Here is an 18,343-nt window from a genome sequence, read left to right on the forward strand (position 1 = left end):
CAACGCCCCCATATGCGTTGGCGAACCGATATTTGCTGAAAGGATCATCATGGCGACCAAAGCCGTCACCGACCAGAATTTCGAAAGCGACGTCCTCTCGTCCGACAAGCCCGTCCTCGTGGATTTCTGGGCCGAATGGTGTGGTCCGTGTCGCATGATCGCGCCGGCGCTCGAGGAAATCAGCGAGGCTCTGGGCGAGAAGGTGACTATCGCCAAGATCAACATCGATGAGAATCCGGAGACTCCGGGCAAGTATGGCGTGCGCGGCATCCCCACGATGCTTCTCTTCAAGAACGGGGAGGCCGTCGCGCAGAAGGTCGGTGCAGCCCCGCGCGGCGCGATCCAGGAGTGGCTCGAAGGCCAGCTCTGAGCCGATTCGAGGGCCGCTAAGGGCCTGCAATCGATTGACGAAGAGGGGGCGCGATCCTACATCGCGCCCCGTCTTTCACGCGCGCGGGCGCATGGAAGCGCTTGTCCTTGCCCGCGCCGCATAGGGAAATTTCATGTTCGCCAACCTTGCCAAGTCCATTTTCGGTTCGGCCAACGACCGCCATGTCGCCAAGCTTCAGCGGATCGTCGACCGGATCAACGCCTTCGAGCCGACCATCGAGGCGCTGACCGATGAAGAACTGACCGACCAGACCCGCAAGTTCCGCGAACGCCTCGAGGGCGGCGAGACGCTCGACGACCTGCTTCCCGAAGCCTTCGCGACCGTCCGCGAGGCGGCCAAGCGCACGCTCGGCCAGCGCCACTACGACGTCCAGATGATCGGCGGCATCGCGCTCCATCGCGGCGAGATCGCCGAGATGCGCACGGGCGAGGGCAAGACGCTGGTCGCCACGCTCGCAGCCTATCTCAACGCGCTGCCCGGCAAGGGCGTTCACGTCGTCACCGTCAACGATTACCTCGCCACCCGCGACGCGGAGTGGATGGGGCAGATCTACCGCTTCTTGGGCCTGACGGTCGGCACGATCGTGCCCAACCTGTCGGATCAGCAGCGCCGCGACGCCTACGCCGCCGATATTACCTACGCGACCAACAACGAACTCGGCTTCGACTATCTTCGCGACAATATGAAGATGAGCCGCAAGCAGATGGTGCAGCCGCCCTTCAATTTCGCGATCGTCGACGAGGTCGATTCGATCCTGATCGACGAGGCGCGCACCCCGCTCATCATCTCCGGCCCGACCGACGACAAGGCCGACCTCTACACGGCGGTCGATCTGCTCGTGAAGCGGCTCGAGCCGGCCGACTACGAGCAGGACGAGAAGCAGCGCAGCGTCGTCCTGACCGAGGAAGGCACCGAAAAGGTCGAGCGCCTGCTCGAAGCCGAGGGGTTGATCGAGGGCGGCAACCTCTACGACGTCGCCAACACGCAAGTCGTCCATCACGTCAATCAGGCGCTCAAGGCCAACGTCCAGTTCAAGAAGGACACGGATTACATCGTCAAGGACGACAAGGTCGTCATCATCGACGAGTTCACCGGCCGCATGATGGACGGACGCCGCTGGTCCGACGGTCTCCACCAGGCGGTCGAAGCCAAGGAAGGCGTCCAGATCCAGCCCGAGAACCAGACACTCGCCTCGATCACCTTCCAGAACTATTTCCGCATGTACCCCAAGCTGTCCGGTATGACGGGGACCGCGCTCACCGAGGCGCCCGAATTCTTCGACATCTACAAGATGCACGTCACCTCGATCCCGACCCATGTCGAGGTGCAGCGGGTCGACGAGGACGATGAATTCTACAAGAATATCAAGGACAAGTTCGCCGCTATTGCGAAAGAGATCAAGCATCGCCAGCAGCTCGGTCAGCCCGTGCTGGTGGGCACGGTTTCGATCGAGAAGTCCGAGATGCTGTCCGAATTCCTCCAGCAGGAGGGGATCGAGCACAAGGTCCTGAACGCGCGTTTTCACGAGACCGAGGCGCATATCGTCGCGCAGGCGGGCCGGATCGGTGCGGTCACCGTGTCGACCAACATGGCCGGCCGCGGCACCGACATCCAGCTCGGTGGCAACGTCGAGTTCCGCGTCGACGACGAGCTTGCCGACATGGAAGAAGGCCCCCAGCGCGATGCCGCAATCGAGCGCATCAAGGCCGAGGTCGAGGCCGAGCGCCAGAAGGTCCGCGAACTGGGCGGCCTGTTCGTGCTCGGCACCGAGCGCCACGAGAGCCGCCGCATCGACAACCAGCTGCGCGGCCGTTCGGGTCGCCAGGGCGATCCGGGTCTGTCGCGCTTCTACCTCTCGCTTGACGACGATTTGCTCCGCATCTTCGGGCCGCAGACCGCCTTCGCGCGCCTGATGAACAAGAATCTGGAAGATGGGGAGGCGATCACCCACCCGTGGATTTCCAAGGCGATCGAGACCGCGCAGAAGAAGGTCGAGGCGCGCAACTACGACATCCGCAAGCAGGTCGTCGAATATGATGACGTCATGAACGACCAGCGCAAGGTGATCTACGCCCAGCGCGAGGAAGTGATGGACGCCGACCATGTCTCCGACGTGGTCGAGGACATGCGCGCCGACACGATTGCGGGCCTCGTCACCCACAGCTGCCCGCCGGGGAGTTTCCCCGAGCAGTGGGACATTGCCGGCCTCAAGGAAGGTGTCGCCGACGTGCTTGGCATGGACGTCCCGATCGAACAGTGGACCGAGGAAGAGGAGGTCGACCAGGAGATCTTCGTCCAGCGCCTCGCCGACCTGTGCGACCAGCAAATGAAGGCGAAGCTCGACGGGCTGGAACATTCGCGCTGGCAGGATGCCGAAAAGTCGGTGCTGCTCCAGGCGATCGACCATAACTGGAAGGAACATCTGGCGACGCTCGACGCCCTGCGCCAGTCCATCGGCCTGAGGTCCTATGCCCAGAAGAAGCCGATCGACGAGTACAAGCAGGAAGCGTTCATGCTGTTCGAGCGACTGCTGGTGACGATCCGCGAGGAAGTGACCCGCACGCTGATGCGTGCGCGCATCGAGGTCGAGCCGCCCGTCGCGCCGCCGCCTCCGCCGCCGCTGCCCGATTTCATCACCTCGCACATCGACCCCTTCTCGGGTGATGACGACAGCGCTGACATCGACGCCGAGACCGGCGCGATCCTGTCGAGCCTGCCGCCGCGCCAGACTCCGCGACCGGAATTGCCGGAAGACAAGCTTCGCGAAGGCGCGATGCCCGCGCCCGAAAGCCGCAACGCTCCGTGTCCTTGTGGCTCGGGACGCAAGTACAAGCATTGCCACGGCGCTCTCGTCTGAGGATTGAAGTCATGATCGATCGCACTGCGCTTCGTCGGGTCTATCGGGCGGAGGAGAACGCGCTCGTCCACAAGCGGATCGAGGAAGCGCGCCTCTCCGAAGGCCAGCGGCGCGAAGCTGCGGCAATGGCGCGCAGCCTCGTCTCGGCGGTCCGCGAACACAAGGCGGCCGGGATCGATGCCTTCATGCAGGCCTACGACCTCGGATCCGACGAGGGGATCGCACTGATGTGCCTCGCCGAAGCACTGCTGCGCGTTCCCGATGCCGAAACCGCCGACGACCTTATTGCCGACAAGCTGGCCGGCCCCGACTGGGCCGAGAAGATGGGGCGATCCAAGTCGACCTTCGTCAACGCGGCGACCTTCTCGCTGCTGCTGACGGGCGAAGTGCTCGAAGCCGCCAACGACCGCAGTTCGAACTGGCAGGCCGCCATCGGCCGAGCGGTCGGGCGCCTCGGCGAACCGGTCATCCGCACCGCGGTCAATCAAGCGATGAAGATCCTTGGCAAGCAGTTCGTGTTCGGCCGCACGATCGACGAAGCCTTGAAGCGCGCAAAACCCGAGCGAAAGCGCGGCATCCAACACAGTTTCGACATGCTCGGCGAGGCGGCCAAGACGTTTTCGGACGCCAAGCGCTATGCCGCCGCGTACGAGGCCGCGATCGACCGGCTCGGCACCGAAGCGCGCGACGAGCCCGGCTTCAAGGCCTCGCCCGGCATCTCGGTCAAGTTGTCGGCGCTCCACCCGCGCTACGAATGGAGCCATGCCGAGGAAGCCAAGGCCGTGATCGTGCCGGTGCTGCGCGCGCTATGCGTCAAGGCGGCCGCAGCGGACGTCCACCTGACGGTCGACGCTGAAGAGGCCGACCGGCTCGAGCTCTCGCTCGACATCATCGAGGCGATCGCGAGCGACGACGCGTTGTTCGAAGGCGGTTGGGAAGGCTTCGGTCTTGCCATCCAGGCCTACCAGAAACGCGGGATCGAGACGGTCCGCTGGGCAGCCGAACTCGCACGCAAGCATGGCCGCAAAGTGTTCGTTCGCCTCGTCAAGGGCGCCTATTGGGACACCGAGATCAAGGCGGCGCAAGTCGCGGGGCTGGGCGACTATCCGGTCTTCACCCGCAAGATCGCGACCGACGTCTCCTATCTCGCCTGCGCCAGGGAACTGCTCGCCGCAAGCGACGCCATCTACCCGGCGTTCGCGACCCACAACGCCAACACGATCGCCGCAATCAAGGCGCTCGCGGGCCCACGCAAGGGTGCACCCGGGTTCGAGTTCCAGCGGCTCCACGGCATGGGCGCCGAGCTTTACGACGAACTCGCCAAGCTCGAGGAAGGAATCGGCGAGGCGGCGACCCCGGTGCGCATCTACGCGCCCGTCGGCAGCCACAAGGAGCTGCTCGCCTACCTCGTGCGCCGCCTGCTCGAGAACGGTGCCAATTCCTCCTTCGTCAATCGCGTGGCCGACGAGAACCTGGACGTCGAGGAGCTGGTGCGCGATCCGGTCAGCGAGCTCGAGATGCTCGAACCCAAGCGCAATCCGATGATCCCGCTGCCCGACGAGATCTTCGGCCCCGGCCGCAAGAACAGTGCGGGTCTCGACCTGTCCGATCCCCTCAAGCGCGACGAGATCATGGCGCGTCTGAAGTCGCTTTCGAGCGCGACCTACGAAGCGATTCCGACCGAACCGGCGGTAGGCGAGCATCCCATCCGCCGCATCACCAGCCCGCACGACGACCGGATCGAGGTCGGCATCGCGCACGAGGCGACCGAAGGCGCGATCGACCGCGCCATGGCCGCCGCGGCCGAAGCGCAGCGCGACTGGGACGCGTTGGGCGGCGAGGAGCGTGCACGGCGCCTCGATCGCGCTGCCGACCTGTTCGAGGCGCATCGCGACACGCTCTTCTCGCTGTGCATTCGCGAGGCGGGCAAGACGCTTCCCGATGCGATCCTCGAGGTTCGCGAGGCGATCGACTTCCTGCGTTATTACGCCTCCGAGGCGCGCGCCAAGTTCACCCATGCGACCCCGCTGCCGGGGCCGACCGGCGAGCATAACGAGCTGCGCCTACATGGACGCGGCGTGTGGGTGTGCATCTCGCCGTGGAATTTTCCGCTGGCGATCTTCACCGGTCCCGTGGCTGCGGCGCTCGCGGCGGGCAACGCGGTGATGGCCAAGCCCGCCGAACAGACCCCGCTGATCGCGGCCAAGGCGATCGAGTTGATGCACGAGGCGGGTATTCCCAAGGCCGTGTGCCAGCTGATGCCCGGCGACGGGCGCGTCGGCGGCTTGCTGACCGGCCACCCACTGACCGCCGGCGTGGCCTTCACCGGCTCGACCGACACGGCGCGCCTGATCGCCCGCTCGCTCGCGGAACGCTCTTCGGGTCCGATCGTCCCGCTGATTGCCGAGACCGGCGGACAGAACGCAATGATCGTCGACAGCTCCGCGCTCCCCGAACAGGTGACGCGCGATGTCGTGGCGTCGTCGTTCCAGTCGGCGGGCCAGCGCTGCTCGGCGTTGCGCGTCCTCTACATCCAGGACGACGTCGCCGACGACATGATCCGCATGATCGGCGGCGCGATGGAGGCGCTCCATATCGGCGATCCGCGAGAACTCGACACCGATGTCGGCCCGGTCATCGATGCCGCCGCGCGCCAGGCGCTGCGCCGTCACCTCGACTGGCTCGACCACCACGCCAAGCGCATCATGCGCCGTGACATTCCGGAGGAAATGGACGCGTTCGGCTATTTCGTGCCGCCTGCGATGTACGAGATCGAAGCGCTCGACCAGCTGACGAGCGAGAATTTCGGGCCGATCCTCCACGTCATCCGCTGGAAGGCGGGCGAGCTCGACAAGGTGATCGGCCAGATCAACGCGACCGGTTACGGCCTCACCCTCGGCCTGCAGAGCCGGATCGAGAGCACGCGCCGCTACGTCGAGGCCAATGCGCGGGTCGGCAACCTGTACGTTAACCGCAACCAGATCGGCGCGGTGGTCGAAAGCCAGCCATTCGGTGGCGAAGGCCTGTCGGGCACCGGTCCCAAGGCGGGCGGCCCGCATTATGTCGAGCGCTTCGCGACCGAGCGCGTGACCTGCATCGACACCACCGCGGCGGGCGGCAATGCGAGCCTGATGGCGGCCATCGAGGGATAGGGTGCCGGGACTCGAGACGATCCTCAAGGACCGCGACGTCCGGCGACTGGTTTACTGCCACTGTGACCATTTCGAGCCCTGGCGCTCGAAGCCCCGCAGCATCGGGCCCGAGAATGCCGCGCTGGTCGAGCGCTTCGCCGAGGTCACGGCAGCGCTGCCTTACGCGCGGCGCCTGACCCTGTTCACGCGCACGCACGTCAAGCCGGTCGCATCGGAGCGAACTGGCGCGGTCTCGCTCGAAGGCGAGCCGCTCGGCTTCCTGCCGCTCAACGCGAAACAGCTGGAAGTCACCTCGCCTGCCATGCGGGCGCTGACTGCCGGCGGGCACGAAATCCAGATTCACGTCCATCACGAACGGGTCACCGCGAACGAGAAATATGCGCAGTCGTCGCCATTCGCATCCTATCTGCTGTCCCCGGAAGGACGCGCACGACAGGGCGAGCGCTTCTCGCTTCTCACGCGGCTCTCGCTCGAACAGTTGCGCGCGGAGACCGGCGAGCCGCTGGACAGGTGGTTGTTCGTCCACGGTAACTGGGGTCTCAACGGGTCGGACCGCAACGTGTGCGAGATCGACGACGAGATCCTGCGGCTGCAGGCGCTCGGCTGCCAGGGCGATTTCACCTTTTCGGGCGAACCGTTCGTTGCCCATTGCAATCCGGACTTCCACCATCCCGCCTGGATCGTGCCGGGCGAACGGCAGCGCTGCTATTCGCGCGAAGGCGCCGATGCGCGCGCCGCCCAAGCGCAGGGCGAAGACCCGGGCGCCGACCGCTTCTTCCTGTGGTCCTCGCGGCCCGATCGGATGGTGTGCGCGCTCGATTATCGCTATCCTGACGTCGCACCCAACCTTGCCGATCCGGAAGGCTGGGCGCGAGACGTGGTGGACGCCTCGGTGACGATCGGCGATACGCTGTACGTGATGACCTATGGTCATTCGATGCACGGCGCGCATGGCGAGGGGGTCGACGACATCGTCTTCCCGCACGAGCATCCGGGCGTACGCGCGATGCTCGAGAGCGTCTTCGAGGCGGCCGACAAGGCCGGCCTGACTACCGATTTCGTGACAGCGCGCGAGATCGTGAACGAACTTTGCAGGATGAATACGGACCGATGAAACGCGCGCAGTTGCGTCAATTCGAAGAGCAGGTCGTGACGTTTATCGATGAGCGGCATCGCGCGCTCGGCGTCGAGGAAAGCGGCCTTCTTCCTTATTATGTCCAGCGGGCGGAGAAGAAGCGGGCCTTTACGCGGTACGAGCGCGGCCTGCTCGCGCACCTGGAAACCGGAACAACAATCTACCACGCCGGGATCGGCATCGGCGTGCTGTCCGCGGCGCTGGCGCTGAAGGGGTGCCGCGTGATCGGGTTCGAGGAAATGCCCGAACGCGCCGAGGCGGCCCGGGCGCTACGAGATGCCGTGGCACAGGGCACCGACTACGAGTTGCGTGAAGCCAATTTTCCCGGCGGCCTGCGCGCGGACGAACCGGCAGGCGCGGCGACGCTGCTGTTCACCAACGTGGCCGGCAACTGGTCGGACGAGACCTATGCGGGCGCGTTCGCGGCGATGAAGCGCTTTTCGCGCACGATCCTCGACCTACGTTTGTTCGGCCACACGCGCAACGAACCGGAAGAACGCGACGAACTGGCCCGGCGTCTGGAGGCGATGGGACACGAGCTTCGCCCCCTGGACCTCAACTGCAACAACAATTTCTACGTCGAGCTGACGGCGCGCTGATCCTTCGCTTGCCGAAAGGAAGCCGTCAGCAGTTCGTCAGCACATCGTCATGGCCTGTAGGCGCGCGCCGCTGCCTTCTCCCGTCATCATTTTGGGAGGTAACCATGAAGACACATATCGTGAAATTGGCCGTGGGGCTGGCAACGGGTCTTGCGACGACAACCGTTCCTTCCACTGCCAACGCGCGCATCCTCAAGGCGGTCGGCGGCCCAGGCGGGGCGCTCTACGAACTGCGCTGCCCGCCCGGCGAAGCAATGATCGGACTGTTTGCGCAGTCGGGAGCCTGGATCGACCAAGTGGCACCGGTTTGCGGACCTGTCGGTGGGACGGTGCGCAAAAAGCCAGGGACGGCAGGCGGGCAGGGCGGGGTGCCGCAGGAAGCTTATTGCAAGGGTAACAGCGCCGTCCGCAGCCTCCGGCTCACTTATACACGAGGCGGCGACTTGCCGATGCAATACGTCAATGAGATCAACGTGATCTGCGAAGACAGCACCTTCTGCATCGACACGGGAGAGCTTTGCGCGGGCATAGTCGATATCCAGCATGGTCTATTATCGACAAGGTTCACGCCTCGTTCGATGGAATTTTCCTGCGCCGAGGGCGAACAGATGGCGGGCCTCGTCGGTCGTGCTGGCAACTACGTCGATTCTCTCGGAATCATTTGTGAGGATCGCCCGGCTTCGAACACCATCCACGTGATGTCCCTACGACCGCCAGCGGCGGACGACGGTAAGAATGACGTGACCTACATGCGACTGGGCAAGGGAACACCTTCGAAGCCATCGGCACCGACCCATGGCCTGGGGCGGGCGGGAGCCACGGGCTCGCCTTCCTCCATGCTCGCGCCCGGATCGATGAAGATCGCCTCGCTTGCCTGCAAGGACGGGTTCGTGTGGCGCGCCGCCTCGCCCGACGACAAGGTCTGCGTATCGAAGGAAGCGCAGTCACGCGTCAAGGTCGAGAACATCACCGCCAAGGCGTTCGTCGATCCCAACTCCGCCTACGGCCCGACGGGGTGCAAGTCGGGCTATGTCTGGCGGGAGGCGTTCGAGGGCGACGAGACCTGCGTGAAGCCCGAGGCGCGCACGCTGGCCAGGGAAGAAAACCGGCTCGCCGACACGCGGCGGCAGTAGGGGCCGAAACGCGAAAAGGCGGGTCGCAAAACCCGCCTTTTCAAGAAGATGGCTCCCCGAGTAGGATTCGAACCTACGGCCATTCGATTAACAGTCGAATGCTCTACCGCTGAGCTATCGGGGAGCAGCCCGAAGGCGATGGAGGGGCGTATAACGCGTCGCTCGCGCCATGCAAGACCCTTTTAGCTTGTCGCGAACTGTTCGAGCGCGATCCGCTCGTCGAGCGCATGGTCGGGGTCGAACAATAGCGTCAGCTGGCGTTTGCGGTCGAGCGTTACGTCGACGCGCGTCACGTCTCGCACCTCGTAATGGTCGGCCACCGCCGAGACACGGCGGTCGTCGGGGGCGTGAACAGTGAAGCGGACCTCGGTGTCCTCGGGAAGGATTGCCCCGGGCCAGCGCCGCGGGCGGAACGGAGAGATAGGGGTCAGCGCCAGCATGTTGGCCGACAATGGCAGGATCGGCCCGCCCGCCGAGAGGTTGTAGGCGGTCGAGCCCGCAGGCGTCGCCACCATCACCCCGTCGCAAACCAGCTCGTCGATCGCCGGGCGGCCGGCCACTTCGATCCCGATCTTGGCGGTGCGACCGGTTTCGCGCAGCAGCGAGACTTCGTTGATCGCGGCACGCTCGACCGTCTCGCCTTCCATCGTGTGCGCCTTCATCGCGAGCGGGGCGATCTCGATCGGCTTGGCGGCAGCGATTCGGGTCTCCAGATCCCCGTCGCGCCATTCGTTCATCAGGAAGCCGACGGTCCCGCGGTTGAGCCCGAATACCGGGCGCGTCGCCATCTCTCCCTCGAGCATCAGGTGCAGCGTGCGCAGCAGAAAGCCGTCGCCCCCGATCGCGACGACCACGTCCGCTTCCTCGGGCGGAACGATGTCGTAGGCGGCTTCGATCTCGGCCCTGGTTTCCTGGGCGGGCGCCTTGCGCGAGGCGGCAAGGGCCAGTTTGACGGTCATGGCAGCGCCTCTCCTCGCTCGTGACTGGGTGCGACCATAGGGATTTTGCGGATTTCCGCCACTGTCCCGTTGCGGGGCAGGAAATTTTCGGTGCTGTCCTATTCGCCGCGCGGCGCGCAGGGTGCGCAGCATGTTGTTGCGTGTGAGTTGGGGACAGAAGGAGCCGGGAATGGGCGAGCGTATCGACCCGCTGTTCACGTGGCGCCTTCGGGACAGGGCGCTCGAGGCTGCCATTGCCTCGGGCGCCATTGCCATTCGCTATCAGCCCCAGATCGACCCTGCGAGCGGACGGGTTGCCGCTGTCGAGGCGCTGGCGCGCTGGATTGGCACCGAAAATGGCGAGAAACTGTTCGAACGCGCCGAGCAGGCCAACCTGTCGGGCGAATTGTCGCGTCTCGTCATCGAAAAGGCGATCCGCCGCGCCGCGCAATGGACCGGCCCGCTCGGCGACATCGGTCTTTCCGTCAATCTGCTGCCGTCCGACATCGTCGCCGAGGGCTTCCCCGAGTGGCTCCTCGAAGTCGTGCGGCGCGAAGGCCTTCCCCCCACCAGGCTGACCGTCGAAATCGTCGAAACCGGGCTGGTCTCGGACCACCCGGCCGCCGCGCGCCGCCTCGGCAAGCTGCGCGAGGCCGGGATCAAGGTCGCGATCGACGATTTCGGGACGGGCTATGCGAGCCTTGCCTATCTCACCAGCTTGCCGATCGACACGCTCAAGATCGACCGCGGGCTCGTCACCGACATCGTCGGGCGCGACCGCGACCGGATCGTGGTGCGCGCGATGCTCGGTCTGGCGGCCGACCTTGGCCTCTCGACGGTGGTCGAGGGCGTCGAATGTTCCGCCCAGCTCGCCCTGCTCGCCGAGTGGGGCTGCGACCTCTACCAGGGTTTCCTGGGGGCCGAGCCGCTCGACGAGGCCGAGCTTGTGCGCTTCGTGCGCACCGCCAATCTCGACGTCGCCTAGGCGGCTTCCTTTTCTTTGAGGGCCTTGGCGGCGGTTCTTGCGAGGCCGCGCGAAAGCTGGAGCGCGCCGTTGAGGCGATCATGCTCGCTCGACCAGCTGCGGCTGACGACCAGTTTCTCGTCGGGCCGCAGCTTGGCCGCGCCCTTGAGCCGCTCGATATAGCCGAACAGCGCCGGAATGTCGGGGAAGCCGCCTTCCGCGAAGGTCACGACGGCACCCTTGGTGCCGACGTCGAGCTTGGCGATGCGCGCCTGGCGGCAGTTGATCTTGGTTTCGACGATGGTGAGCAGGTTCTGAACCTCGTGCGGCAGCTTTCCGAACCGATCGATCAGCTCCGCCGCGAATTCGTCGATCTCGGCGCGGGTCTTTAGGTCGCCCAGGCGGCGGTAGAGCCCCATGCGCAGGTCGAGATCGGCGACATAGTCGTCAGGGATGAGGACGGGCGCCGCGACGTTGATCTGCGGATTGACCGCGCCTTCGCGCGGCTCGTCGTCCCCGCCGGCCTTCATGGTCGCGATCGCTTCTTCGAGCATCGACTGGTAGAGCTCGAAGCCGACTTCCTTGATGTGGCCCGACTGTTCGTCGCCGAGGAGGTTGCCCGCGCCGCGCAGGTCGAGGTCGTGGCTGGCCAGCTGGAAGCCCGCGCCAAGGCTGTCGAGATCGGAGAGAACCTGGAGCCGCTTGGCCGCACTGTCGGAAACGAGACGCGGTTCAGGCGTGGTGAGATAGGCGTAGGCGCGCGTCTTCGAACGCCCGACGCGGCCACGCAACTGGTAGAGTTGGGCGAGCCCGAAGCGGTCGGCGCGGTGGACGATGAGCGTATTGGCGCTCGGGATGTCGAGCCCGCTCTCGACGATGGTGGTCGACAAGAGCACGTCATATTTGCGGTCGTAGAAGGCGCTCATGCGGTCCTCGACCTCCTTGGGCGCCATCTGGCCGTGCGCGACGACATATTTGATCTCGGGCACTTCCTCGCGGAGGAATTCCTCGATGTCGGGCAGGTCGGCGATGCGCGGCACGACGTAGAAACTCTGTCCGCCGCGATAATGTTCGCGCAACAGCGCCTCGCGCACGACGACCGGATCGAAGGGCATCACGTAGGTGCGCACCGCGAGCCGGTCGACTGGCGGAGTCTGGATGACCGACAATTCGCGCAGCCCGCTCATCGCCATCTGCAGCGTGCGCGGGATGGGGGTGGCGGTGAGCGTGAGGACGTGCACGCCCGACTTCAGCTCCTTCAATCGCTCCTTGTGGGTCACGCCGAAATGCTGTTCCTCGTCGACGATGACGAGGCCGAGGCGCTTGAACTTGACCGTCTTCGAGAGGACGGCGTGCGTGCCGATGACGATGTCGATGGTGCCCTTCTCGAGCCCTTCCTTGACCTGCTTGGCCTCGCCCGCGGGCACCAGGCGCGAGAGGCGGCCGATATGGATCGGGAAGCCCTGGAAGCGTTCGGTGAAGTTCGCGTGGTGCTGTCGTGCGAGAAGGGTCGTGGGCGCGACGATCGCGACCTGCATCCCGTTCATCGCCGCGACGAAGGCGGCGCGCAATGCGATCTCTGTCTTGCCAAAACCGACATCGCCGCACACGAGCCGGTCCATCGGCTTGCCCGAGGAAAGGTCCTCGAGCACGTCGGCGATGGCGCGCTCCTGGTCGTCGGTTTCCTCGTAGGGGAAGCGGTCGACGAATTGCGGGTAGGCGCTGTCGGGTTCGACGCTCTCGCCCTTGCGCGTCGCGCGCATCGCGGCGACCGAGATGAGCTTGCCCGCGATCTCGCGGATCCGCTCCTTCATGCGCGCCTTGCGCCGCTGCCACGCCTCGCCGCCGAGGCGGTCGAGCGCGTGCGCCTCGTCGCCGCCACCATAGCGGGTGAGGACGTCGATATTCTCGACCGGGACGTAGAGCTTGTCGCCGCCGTGATACTCGAGCGCCACGCAGTCGTGCGGCGCCTTCCCGACATCGATGGTGGTGAGCCCCTCGTAGCGGCCGATGCCATGTTCCTCGTGGACAACGAGGTCGCCCGGCGTCATCGCCGAGAGTTCGGCAAGGAAGGCGTCGGCACTCTTGCGGCGTTTCTGGCGGCGCACGAGGCGATCGCCGAGCATGTCCTGTTCGGACAGCACTGCGACCTCACGCGTCGTGAAACCATGGTCGAGCGGGAGGACGACGAGGGCGGGCCCCTTGGCGCCCAGCGCTTCCTGCCATCCCGAGGCTGCGGAAAGCCCCTTCACCCCGTGATCCTTGAGGAGCCCGGCAAGGCGCTCGCGGGCGCCCTTCGAATAGCTTGCAAGGACGATCTTGTGCTTGTCCTTCACCAGCTTGGCGATGTGGGCTGCGACCGCTTCGTAGACATTCGCTCCCTGTGCGCGCTCGGGGGCGAAGTCGCGCGGTCCCGCCACGTCGAAGTCGATGCTGGTGTCGCCCTCGGGCGCCGGGAAGGGGCTGGCGAGGTGGATCGGCAATTCCGCGATCCGCTCGCCCCATTCGTCCTTGGTCAGATAGAGTTTCGCGGGTGCCAGCGGGCGATAGCTGCCCGCCTCGGCCGCCTCGACGCGCTTCCGGTTGGCGTAATAGTCGTCGATCGATTCCACTCGCGCATCCATCGCCGCGTCGGCATTGGCATCGCGTACGATGACGTCATGACGTCCTAGATAATCCTGTAAATCCGCCAGTTCTTCTTCGAACAGCGGGAGCCAATGCTCCATGCCGGCGAGGCGGCGGCCTTCGCTGACCGCCTGGTAGAGCGGGTCCGAGGTCGCGGTCGCGCCGAACAATTCGCGATAGCGTTCGCGAAAGCGGCGGATATTGCCCTCGTCGAGCATGACCTCGGAGGCCGGCATCAGCGTGAACGCCTTGGCGCGGCCGGTCGAGCGCTGGTCAGCGGGATCGAATTCGCGCATCGTCTCGACCTCGTCGCCGAAGAAGTCCAGGCGGATCCCGGTCTTGCGGCCTGCGGGGACAAGATCGACGATCGCGCCGCGCACTGCATATTCGCCTGCGTCGTGGACCGTATCGGTGCGCTGGTAGCCGTTGGCGTCGAGGATGCGGATCAATTCGTCGCGGTCGAGCTCGATGCCTTCCGCCAGACGGCGCGTCAGGCTCTCGATGCGCGCGGGGGTCAGCAGGCGCTGCCCGGCCGCCGCCGCAGTGGTGAGGACGAGCTGGGGCTTGGACGGTTTTTCCGTGAGGCGGGCGAGCGCGCCCAAGCGTTCGGCCATCACGCGCAGCGCGGGGCTCGAACGATCGTAGGGCAGGCAGTCCCAGGCAGGCAGCGAGATCACCTCGATCTCGGGCGCGAACACCGGCGCGGTATCGGCCAGCGCGCGCATCGCGGCCTCGTCGGCGGCAATGACGACCGCGCGGCCGCCCTTGTGCGCGCAGCCCCGCGCAAGATCGGTCGCCAGCCACGGCAGATAGCCAGCAGGCACGCTCGAGAGCGTCAGCGGCTTGTCGGCGCCGAGAATTCGGGGGAGGGCCTCGCTCATCTGGCGTGGGCGATATAGTCGAGACGCTGCATGGCTTCCATCATCGGACCCCGATAACGCTCGGGAACCTCCTGGGTGCCGATCGCCCAGGCCATGATGTCGACATCGGTCTCGGTCAGCAGGCCCGCAAACAGGGCCAGTTCATGCTCGCCCCAGGTCTCGTGATATTTGTCGAAAAAGCCGCCGACGAGCATGTCGGCCTCCTTGGTGCCCCGGTGCCAGGCCCGGTAACGCAGCGCGCGCCGCAGATCGTCCATATTCCCGTCTCGCTCCCATGGGGCTCGGGCCCGCCCGGAAAATCCGGGCAGGCGTCGTGTGCGCCGACCCTGTAGGCGATGCGAAGGCAGCTTGCTAGGGAGAGGCGATGCGGCCCGAGATTCTCCAGCCCTTGTTCGCCGAGGTCGAAGCGCTGAAGGGCGTCGGGCCGGGCATCGCCAAGGCGCTGGCGCGGCTCAAGATCACCCGCGCGCTCGATCTCGCCTTGCACCTTCCCGCCGGCATGCTCGAACGCGTGCGCACGCCCAATGCGACCCACGCGCTGGTCGGGCGGATCGTGATCCTCGAGGTGACCCCGTTCCAAGTGCGCGAGGGCAGGGGCCGCGCCCCGAGCCGCATCTTCGCCTCGGACGCGGACGGAAACACGGTCACGCTGACCTTTTTCAACAATCCGGGCTGGGCCAAGAAGCAGCTGCCGATGGGCGAGGCGCGCACCGTGGTCGGCAAGCTCGACGCGTTCGGGCAGGAATTGCAGATCGTCCACCCCGAGGTGATGAAGCCCGAAGAAGCGCAGGCGCTGCCCGTGCGCGAGCCGGTCTACCCGCTCACCGAGGGGATTACGAACAAGCGGATGCGCGAACTGGTGAGTCTCGCGCTCGAACGCGCGCCTGTGCTGGGCGAATGGGTCGAGCCCTCGCTCAAGGAGCGACATGGCTGGGCGGACTGGCGCGCGAGCCTGACTGCAATCCATTCCGACCCCATGCGAGACAAGGCGCGCAACCGTCTGGCCTATGACGAGATTTTTGCCAACCAGCTGGCGCTTCTCCTGATCCGACAGGCAAGCCAGCGGCGGCGAACGCGCGGGCTCCAGGGCGACGGGCATTTGCTCGACAAGCTGCGGCTTCCCTACGAGTTGACGGGTGCGCAAGCGCGGGTCATCGACGAAATTCGCGGCGACATGGCGCAGGACCGGCCGATGCTGCGGCTGCTCCAGGGCGATGTCGGTTCGGGCAAGACGCTGGTCGCGCTGCTCGCCATGCTGCACGCGGTCGAAGCGGGCGCGCAGGCGGCAATGCTCGCCCCGACCGAAATCCTCGCGCGCCAGCATCACGAGACGCTCCGCCGCCAGTGCGCGCCGCTCGGCGTCGAAGTCGCCATCCTCACCGGCCGCGAGAAGGGCCGCGCGCGCGAAGCGATCCTGATGGGGCTCGCCGACGGTTCGATCCACATCCTCGTCGGCACGCACGCCATCTTCCAGCAGAAGGTCGCCTACAAGGACTTGGGTCTCGTCATCGTTGACGAGCAGCATCGCTTCGGCGTCTCGCAGCGCCTGTTGCTGACCGAGAAAGGCAAACACCCGCCGCATCTCCTCGCGATGACTGCAACCCCGATCCCGCGCACCCTGACGCTGACCCAATATGGCGAGATGGAGGTTAGCCGGATCGACGAGCTGCCGCCCGGGCGGCAGCCGATCGACACACTGGTCGTGGCCGAGGCCAAGATGGAGGAAGTCGTCGCGGGGCTGGGGCGGCATCTCGCCGCGGGCGGGCAGGCCTATTGGGTGTGCCCGCTGGTCGAGGAGAGCGAGGCGCTCGACGCGGCGGCGGCCGAAGAGCGCGCACGCACCTTGCGCGAACGCTTCGGCGCAGAGCGGGTAGGTCTGGTCCACGGCCGCATGAAGGGCCCCGAGAAGGATGACGTCATGGCGTCATTCGCGGCCGGCGATCTCGGCGTGCTCGTTGCGACCACGGTGATCGAGGTCGGGGTCGACGTGCCCAACGCCACGCTGATGATCATCGAGGGCGCCGAGCGGTTCGGCCTCGCCCAGCTCCACCAGCTACGTGGCCGCGTCGGGCGCGGGGAAGGCAAGAGTCGCTGCCTGCTGTTGCGCGGCCCCGAACTCAGCGAAACAGGACGCGCGCGGCTCGCCTTGATGCGCGAGACCAATGATGGCTTCCGCATCGCCGAAGAGGATCTGAAACTCCGCGGCCCCGGCGAAATCCTCGGCACCCGCCAGTCCGGCGAGCAGGGCTTTCGCATCGCCAGCCCCGAACAGGTCGCAGCGCTCGCTCCGGCTGCGCAAGGCGATGCGCGATTGCTCCTCGACCGCGACGGCGGCCTCGACAGCGAGCGCGGCCAAGCGGCGCGCACCTGCCTCTATCTGTTCGAACGGGATGCTGCGGTGGGGCTGCTCAAGGGAGGCTAAGGCAGCAGCAGCCCGTGTTTCTTTTTGCCAAGGCTCAGCTTCGCCGGCGCCCCCGCTACGGCGATCAGCAGTTGCGGATCGCTCACGGGTTTGTCGTCAAGCTTGACCGCACCTTCCTTGATCTTTCGCTTAGCTTCGCCGTTGGAGGCGCAGAAGCCGAGGCCGGTGAGCGCGTCGAGGACCGAGATCGAGCCGTTCGAGGCGATGCTGGGCAAGTTGTCGTCGGAAGCGCCTTCCTCGAACGTCTTGCGCGCGGTCTCTTCGGCGGTTTTCGCCGCTTCTTCGCCATGCAGCATCGCGGTCGTGGCATTGGCCAGCGCGATCTTCGCCTGGTTAATCTCGGCGCCTTGAAGTTTCGAAAGCTTTTCAATCTCTTCGAGCGAGATATCGGTAAAGAGTTTTAGGAACTTCACGACGTCCGCATCGGCCGTGTTGCGCCAGAACTGCCAGTAATCGTAGGGGCTCAGCTGGTCGGCGTTGAGCCACACCGCGCCCGCGGCGGTCTTGCCCATCTTCTTGCCGTCGGCGGTGGTGATCAGCGGCGTGGTGACCCCGAACAGTTCCTCGTCCGCACCCATGCGCCGCGTCAGCTCGATCCCGTTGACGATATTGCCCCACTGGTCCGAGCCGCCCATCTGCAGGCGGCAGCCGTGACGCTGGTACAGCTCGCGGAAATCGTAAGCCTGGAGGATCATGTAGTTGAATTCGAGGAAGGTCAGCGGCTGCTCGCGGTCGAGGCGCAGCTTGACGCTGTCGAAGGTCAACATGCGGTTGACCGTGAAGTGCGGCCCGACCTCGCGCAGCAGGTCGAGATAGGCGAGGCCCGAAAGCCACGCGTCATTGTCGACCATGATCGCGGCATTGGGCCCGTCGAAGTCGAGGAAGCGCTCGAACACCTTGCGGATCGAGGCGATATTGCCCTGGATCGCCTCGTGGGTGAGCAGCTGGCGGCTTTCGTCCTTGCCTGACGGATCGCCGACCTTGGTCGTCCCGCCGCCCATCAGGACGATCGGCTTGTGGCCGGCCTGCTGGAGGCGGCGCAGCAGCATGATCTGCACCAGGCTGCCGACATGCAAGCTGGGCGCCGTCGCATCGAAACCGACATAGCCGGTGACCGTGTCCTTGGCGGCGAGCGCGTCGAGCCCGTCGGCGTCGGTCGTCTGGTGGATGTAATCGCGCTCCGACAGGAGCTTCAGCAGGCTGCTCTGATACGTCATGGCCTTGCCCCCTAGCAGCGCCAAAAGCC

The 18,343-nt window shown here is 65.7% G+C and carries 12 protein-coding genes and 1 tRNA gene; 8 read left to right on the top strand and 5 right to left on the bottom strand.

The window, feature by feature from the left end; all coding sequences use genetic code 11:
* The first annotated feature begins 49 nt into the window (after nucleotides 1-49).
* The 6 genes from trxA to NNY25_RS07245 all read left to right on the top strand — a co-directional run bounded on the left by trxA (nucleotide 50) and on the right by NNY25_RS07245 (nucleotide 9,267).
* Nucleotides 50-370 (top strand): thioredoxin TrxA, encoded by a 321-nt coding sequence (gene trxA / locus NNY25_RS07220; RefSeq protein WP_265570671.1) that lies wholly within the window; start codon nucleotides 50-52, stop codon nucleotides 368-370.
* 133 nt (nucleotides 371-503) lie between these two features.
* Nucleotides 504-3,248 (top strand): preprotein translocase subunit SecA, encoded by a 2,745-nt coding sequence (secA, locus tag NNY25_RS07225; protein WP_265570672.1) that lies wholly within the window; start codon nucleotides 504-506, stop codon nucleotides 3,246-3,248.
* Nucleotides 3,249-3,259: 11 nt separating this feature from the next.
* Nucleotides 3,260-6,400 carry a bifunctional proline dehydrogenase/L-glutamate gamma-semialdehyde dehydrogenase PutA gene (putA, locus tag NNY25_RS07230; RefSeq protein ID WP_265570673.1) on the top strand — a complete coding sequence of 1,047 codons (3,141 nt, stop codon included), beginning with the start codon at nucleotides 3,260-3,262 and terminating at the stop codon, nucleotides 6,398-6,400.
* A 1-nt stretch (nucleotide 6,401) separates the two neighbouring features.
* Nucleotides 6,402-7,514 (top strand): hypothetical protein, encoded by a 1,113-nt coding sequence (locus NNY25_RS07235; RefSeq protein WP_265570674.1) that lies wholly within the window; start codon nucleotides 6,402-6,404, stop codon nucleotides 7,512-7,514.
* Nucleotides 7,511-8,134: an MDR/zinc-dependent alcohol dehydrogenase-like family protein gene (locus NNY25_RS07240; RefSeq protein WP_265570675.1), complete on the top strand. Its 624-nt coding sequence runs from the start codon at nucleotides 7,511-7,513 to the stop codon at nucleotides 8,132-8,134. The genes NNY25_RS07235 and NNY25_RS07240 overlap by 4 nt, the downstream gene beginning before the upstream one ends.
* Before the next feature lie 8 nt (nucleotides 8,135-8,142).
* Complete coding sequence (locus NNY25_RS07245) at nucleotides 8,143-9,267, top strand: hypothetical protein (RefSeq protein WP_265570676.1); 1,125 nt, start codon at nucleotides 8,143-8,145, stop codon at nucleotides 9,265-9,267.
* Between the two features lie 49 nt (nucleotides 9,268-9,316).
* Here the strand turns inward: NNY25_RS07245 and NNY25_RS07250 are convergent.
* Nucleotides 9,317-9,391, bottom strand: a tRNA-Asn gene (locus NNY25_RS07250).
* Nucleotides 9,392-9,449: 58 nt separating this feature from the next.
* On the bottom strand, nucleotides 9,450-10,226 hold the full coding sequence (locus NNY25_RS07255; RefSeq protein ID WP_265570677.1) for an NAD kinase: 777 nt from the start codon (nucleotides 10,224-10,226) through the stop codon (nucleotides 9,450-9,452).
* A gap of 169 nt (nucleotides 10,227-10,395) precedes the next feature.
* Between NNY25_RS07255 and NNY25_RS07260 the strand changes: the two genes are divergently transcribed.
* On the top strand, nucleotides 10,396-11,190 hold the full coding sequence (locus NNY25_RS07260; RefSeq protein ID WP_265570678.1) for an EAL domain-containing protein: 795 nt from the start codon (nucleotides 10,396-10,398) through the stop codon (nucleotides 11,188-11,190).
* On the opposite strand, the gene mfd is transcribed toward NNY25_RS07260, so the two are convergent.
* Both mfd and NNY25_RS07270 read right to left on the bottom strand, forming a co-directional pair.
* Nucleotides 11,187-14,675 carry a transcription-repair coupling factor gene (mfd, locus tag NNY25_RS07265; RefSeq protein ID WP_265570679.1) on the bottom strand — a complete coding sequence of 1,163 codons (3,489 nt, stop codon included), beginning with the start codon at nucleotides 14,673-14,675 and terminating at the stop codon, nucleotides 11,187-11,189. The genes NNY25_RS07260 and mfd overlap by 4 nt on opposite strands.
* Nucleotides 14,672-14,932: a succinate dehydrogenase assembly factor 2 gene (locus NNY25_RS07270; RefSeq protein WP_265570680.1), complete on the bottom strand. Its 261-nt coding sequence runs from the start codon at nucleotides 14,930-14,932 to the stop codon at nucleotides 14,672-14,674. Before NNY25_RS07270 ends, mfd begins: the two co-directional genes overlap by 4 nt.
* A 107-nt stretch (nucleotides 14,933-15,039) precedes the next feature.
* Here NNY25_RS07270 and recG point away from each other — a divergent pair, with 107 nt between their 5' ends.
* Complete coding sequence (gene recG / locus NNY25_RS07275) at nucleotides 15,040-17,097, top strand: ATP-dependent DNA helicase RecG (protein ID WP_265570681.1); 2,058 nt, start codon at nucleotides 15,040-15,042, stop codon at nucleotides 17,095-17,097.
* Here recG and tyrS read toward each other — a convergent pair.
* Nucleotides 17,094-18,314 carry a tyrosine--tRNA ligase gene (gene tyrS, locus NNY25_RS07280; RefSeq protein ID WP_265570682.1) on the bottom strand — a complete coding sequence of 407 codons (1,221 nt, stop codon included), beginning with the start codon at nucleotides 18,312-18,314 and terminating at the stop codon, nucleotides 17,094-17,096. The genes recG and tyrS overlap by 4 nt on opposite strands.
* Nucleotides 18,315-18,343 lie beyond the last annotated feature (29 nt).

Origin of the sequence: Sphingomicrobium nitratireducens, assembly GCF_026157035.1 — a bacterium.
In the GTDB taxonomy this organism is placed as follows: domain Bacteria; phylum Pseudomonadota; class Alphaproteobacteria; order Sphingomonadales; family Sphingomonadaceae; genus Sphingomicrobium; species Sphingomicrobium nitratireducens.

Coding starts and splice junctions, on each gene's coding strand:
- NNY25_RS07240 (WP_265570675.1), top strand. CDS start 7,511: ATGAAACGCGCGCAGTTGCGTCAATTCGAAGAGCAGGTCGTGACGTTT.
- recG (WP_265570681.1), top strand. CDS start 15,040: ATGCGGCCCGAGATTCTCCAGCCCTTGTTCGCCGAGGTCGAAGCGCTG.
- putA (WP_265570673.1), top strand. CDS start 3,260: ATGATCGATCGCACTGCGCTTCGTCGGGTCTATCGGGCGGAGGAGAAC.
- mfd (WP_265570679.1), bottom strand. CDS start 14,675: ATGAGCGAGGCCCTCCCCCGAATTCTCGGCGCCGACAAGCCGCTGACG.
- NNY25_RS07255 (WP_265570677.1), bottom strand. CDS start 10,226: ATGACCGTCAAACTGGCCCTTGCCGCCTCGCGCAAGGCGCCCGCCCAG.
- NNY25_RS07260 (WP_265570678.1), top strand. CDS start 10,396: ATGGGCGAGCGTATCGACCCGCTGTTCACGTGGCGCCTTCGGGACAGG.
- secA (WP_265570672.1), top strand. CDS start 504: ATGTTCGCCAACCTTGCCAAGTCCATTTTCGGTTCGGCCAACGACCGC.
- trxA (WP_265570671.1), top strand. CDS start 50: ATGGCGACCAAAGCCGTCACCGACCAGAATTTCGAAAGCGACGTCCTC.
- NNY25_RS07270 (WP_265570680.1), bottom strand. CDS start 14,932: ATGGACGATCTGCGGCGCGCGCTGCGTTACCGGGCCTGGCACCGGGGC.
- tyrS (WP_265570682.1), bottom strand. CDS start 18,314: ATGACGTATCAGAGCAGCCTGCTGAAGCTCCTGTCGGAGCGCGATTAC.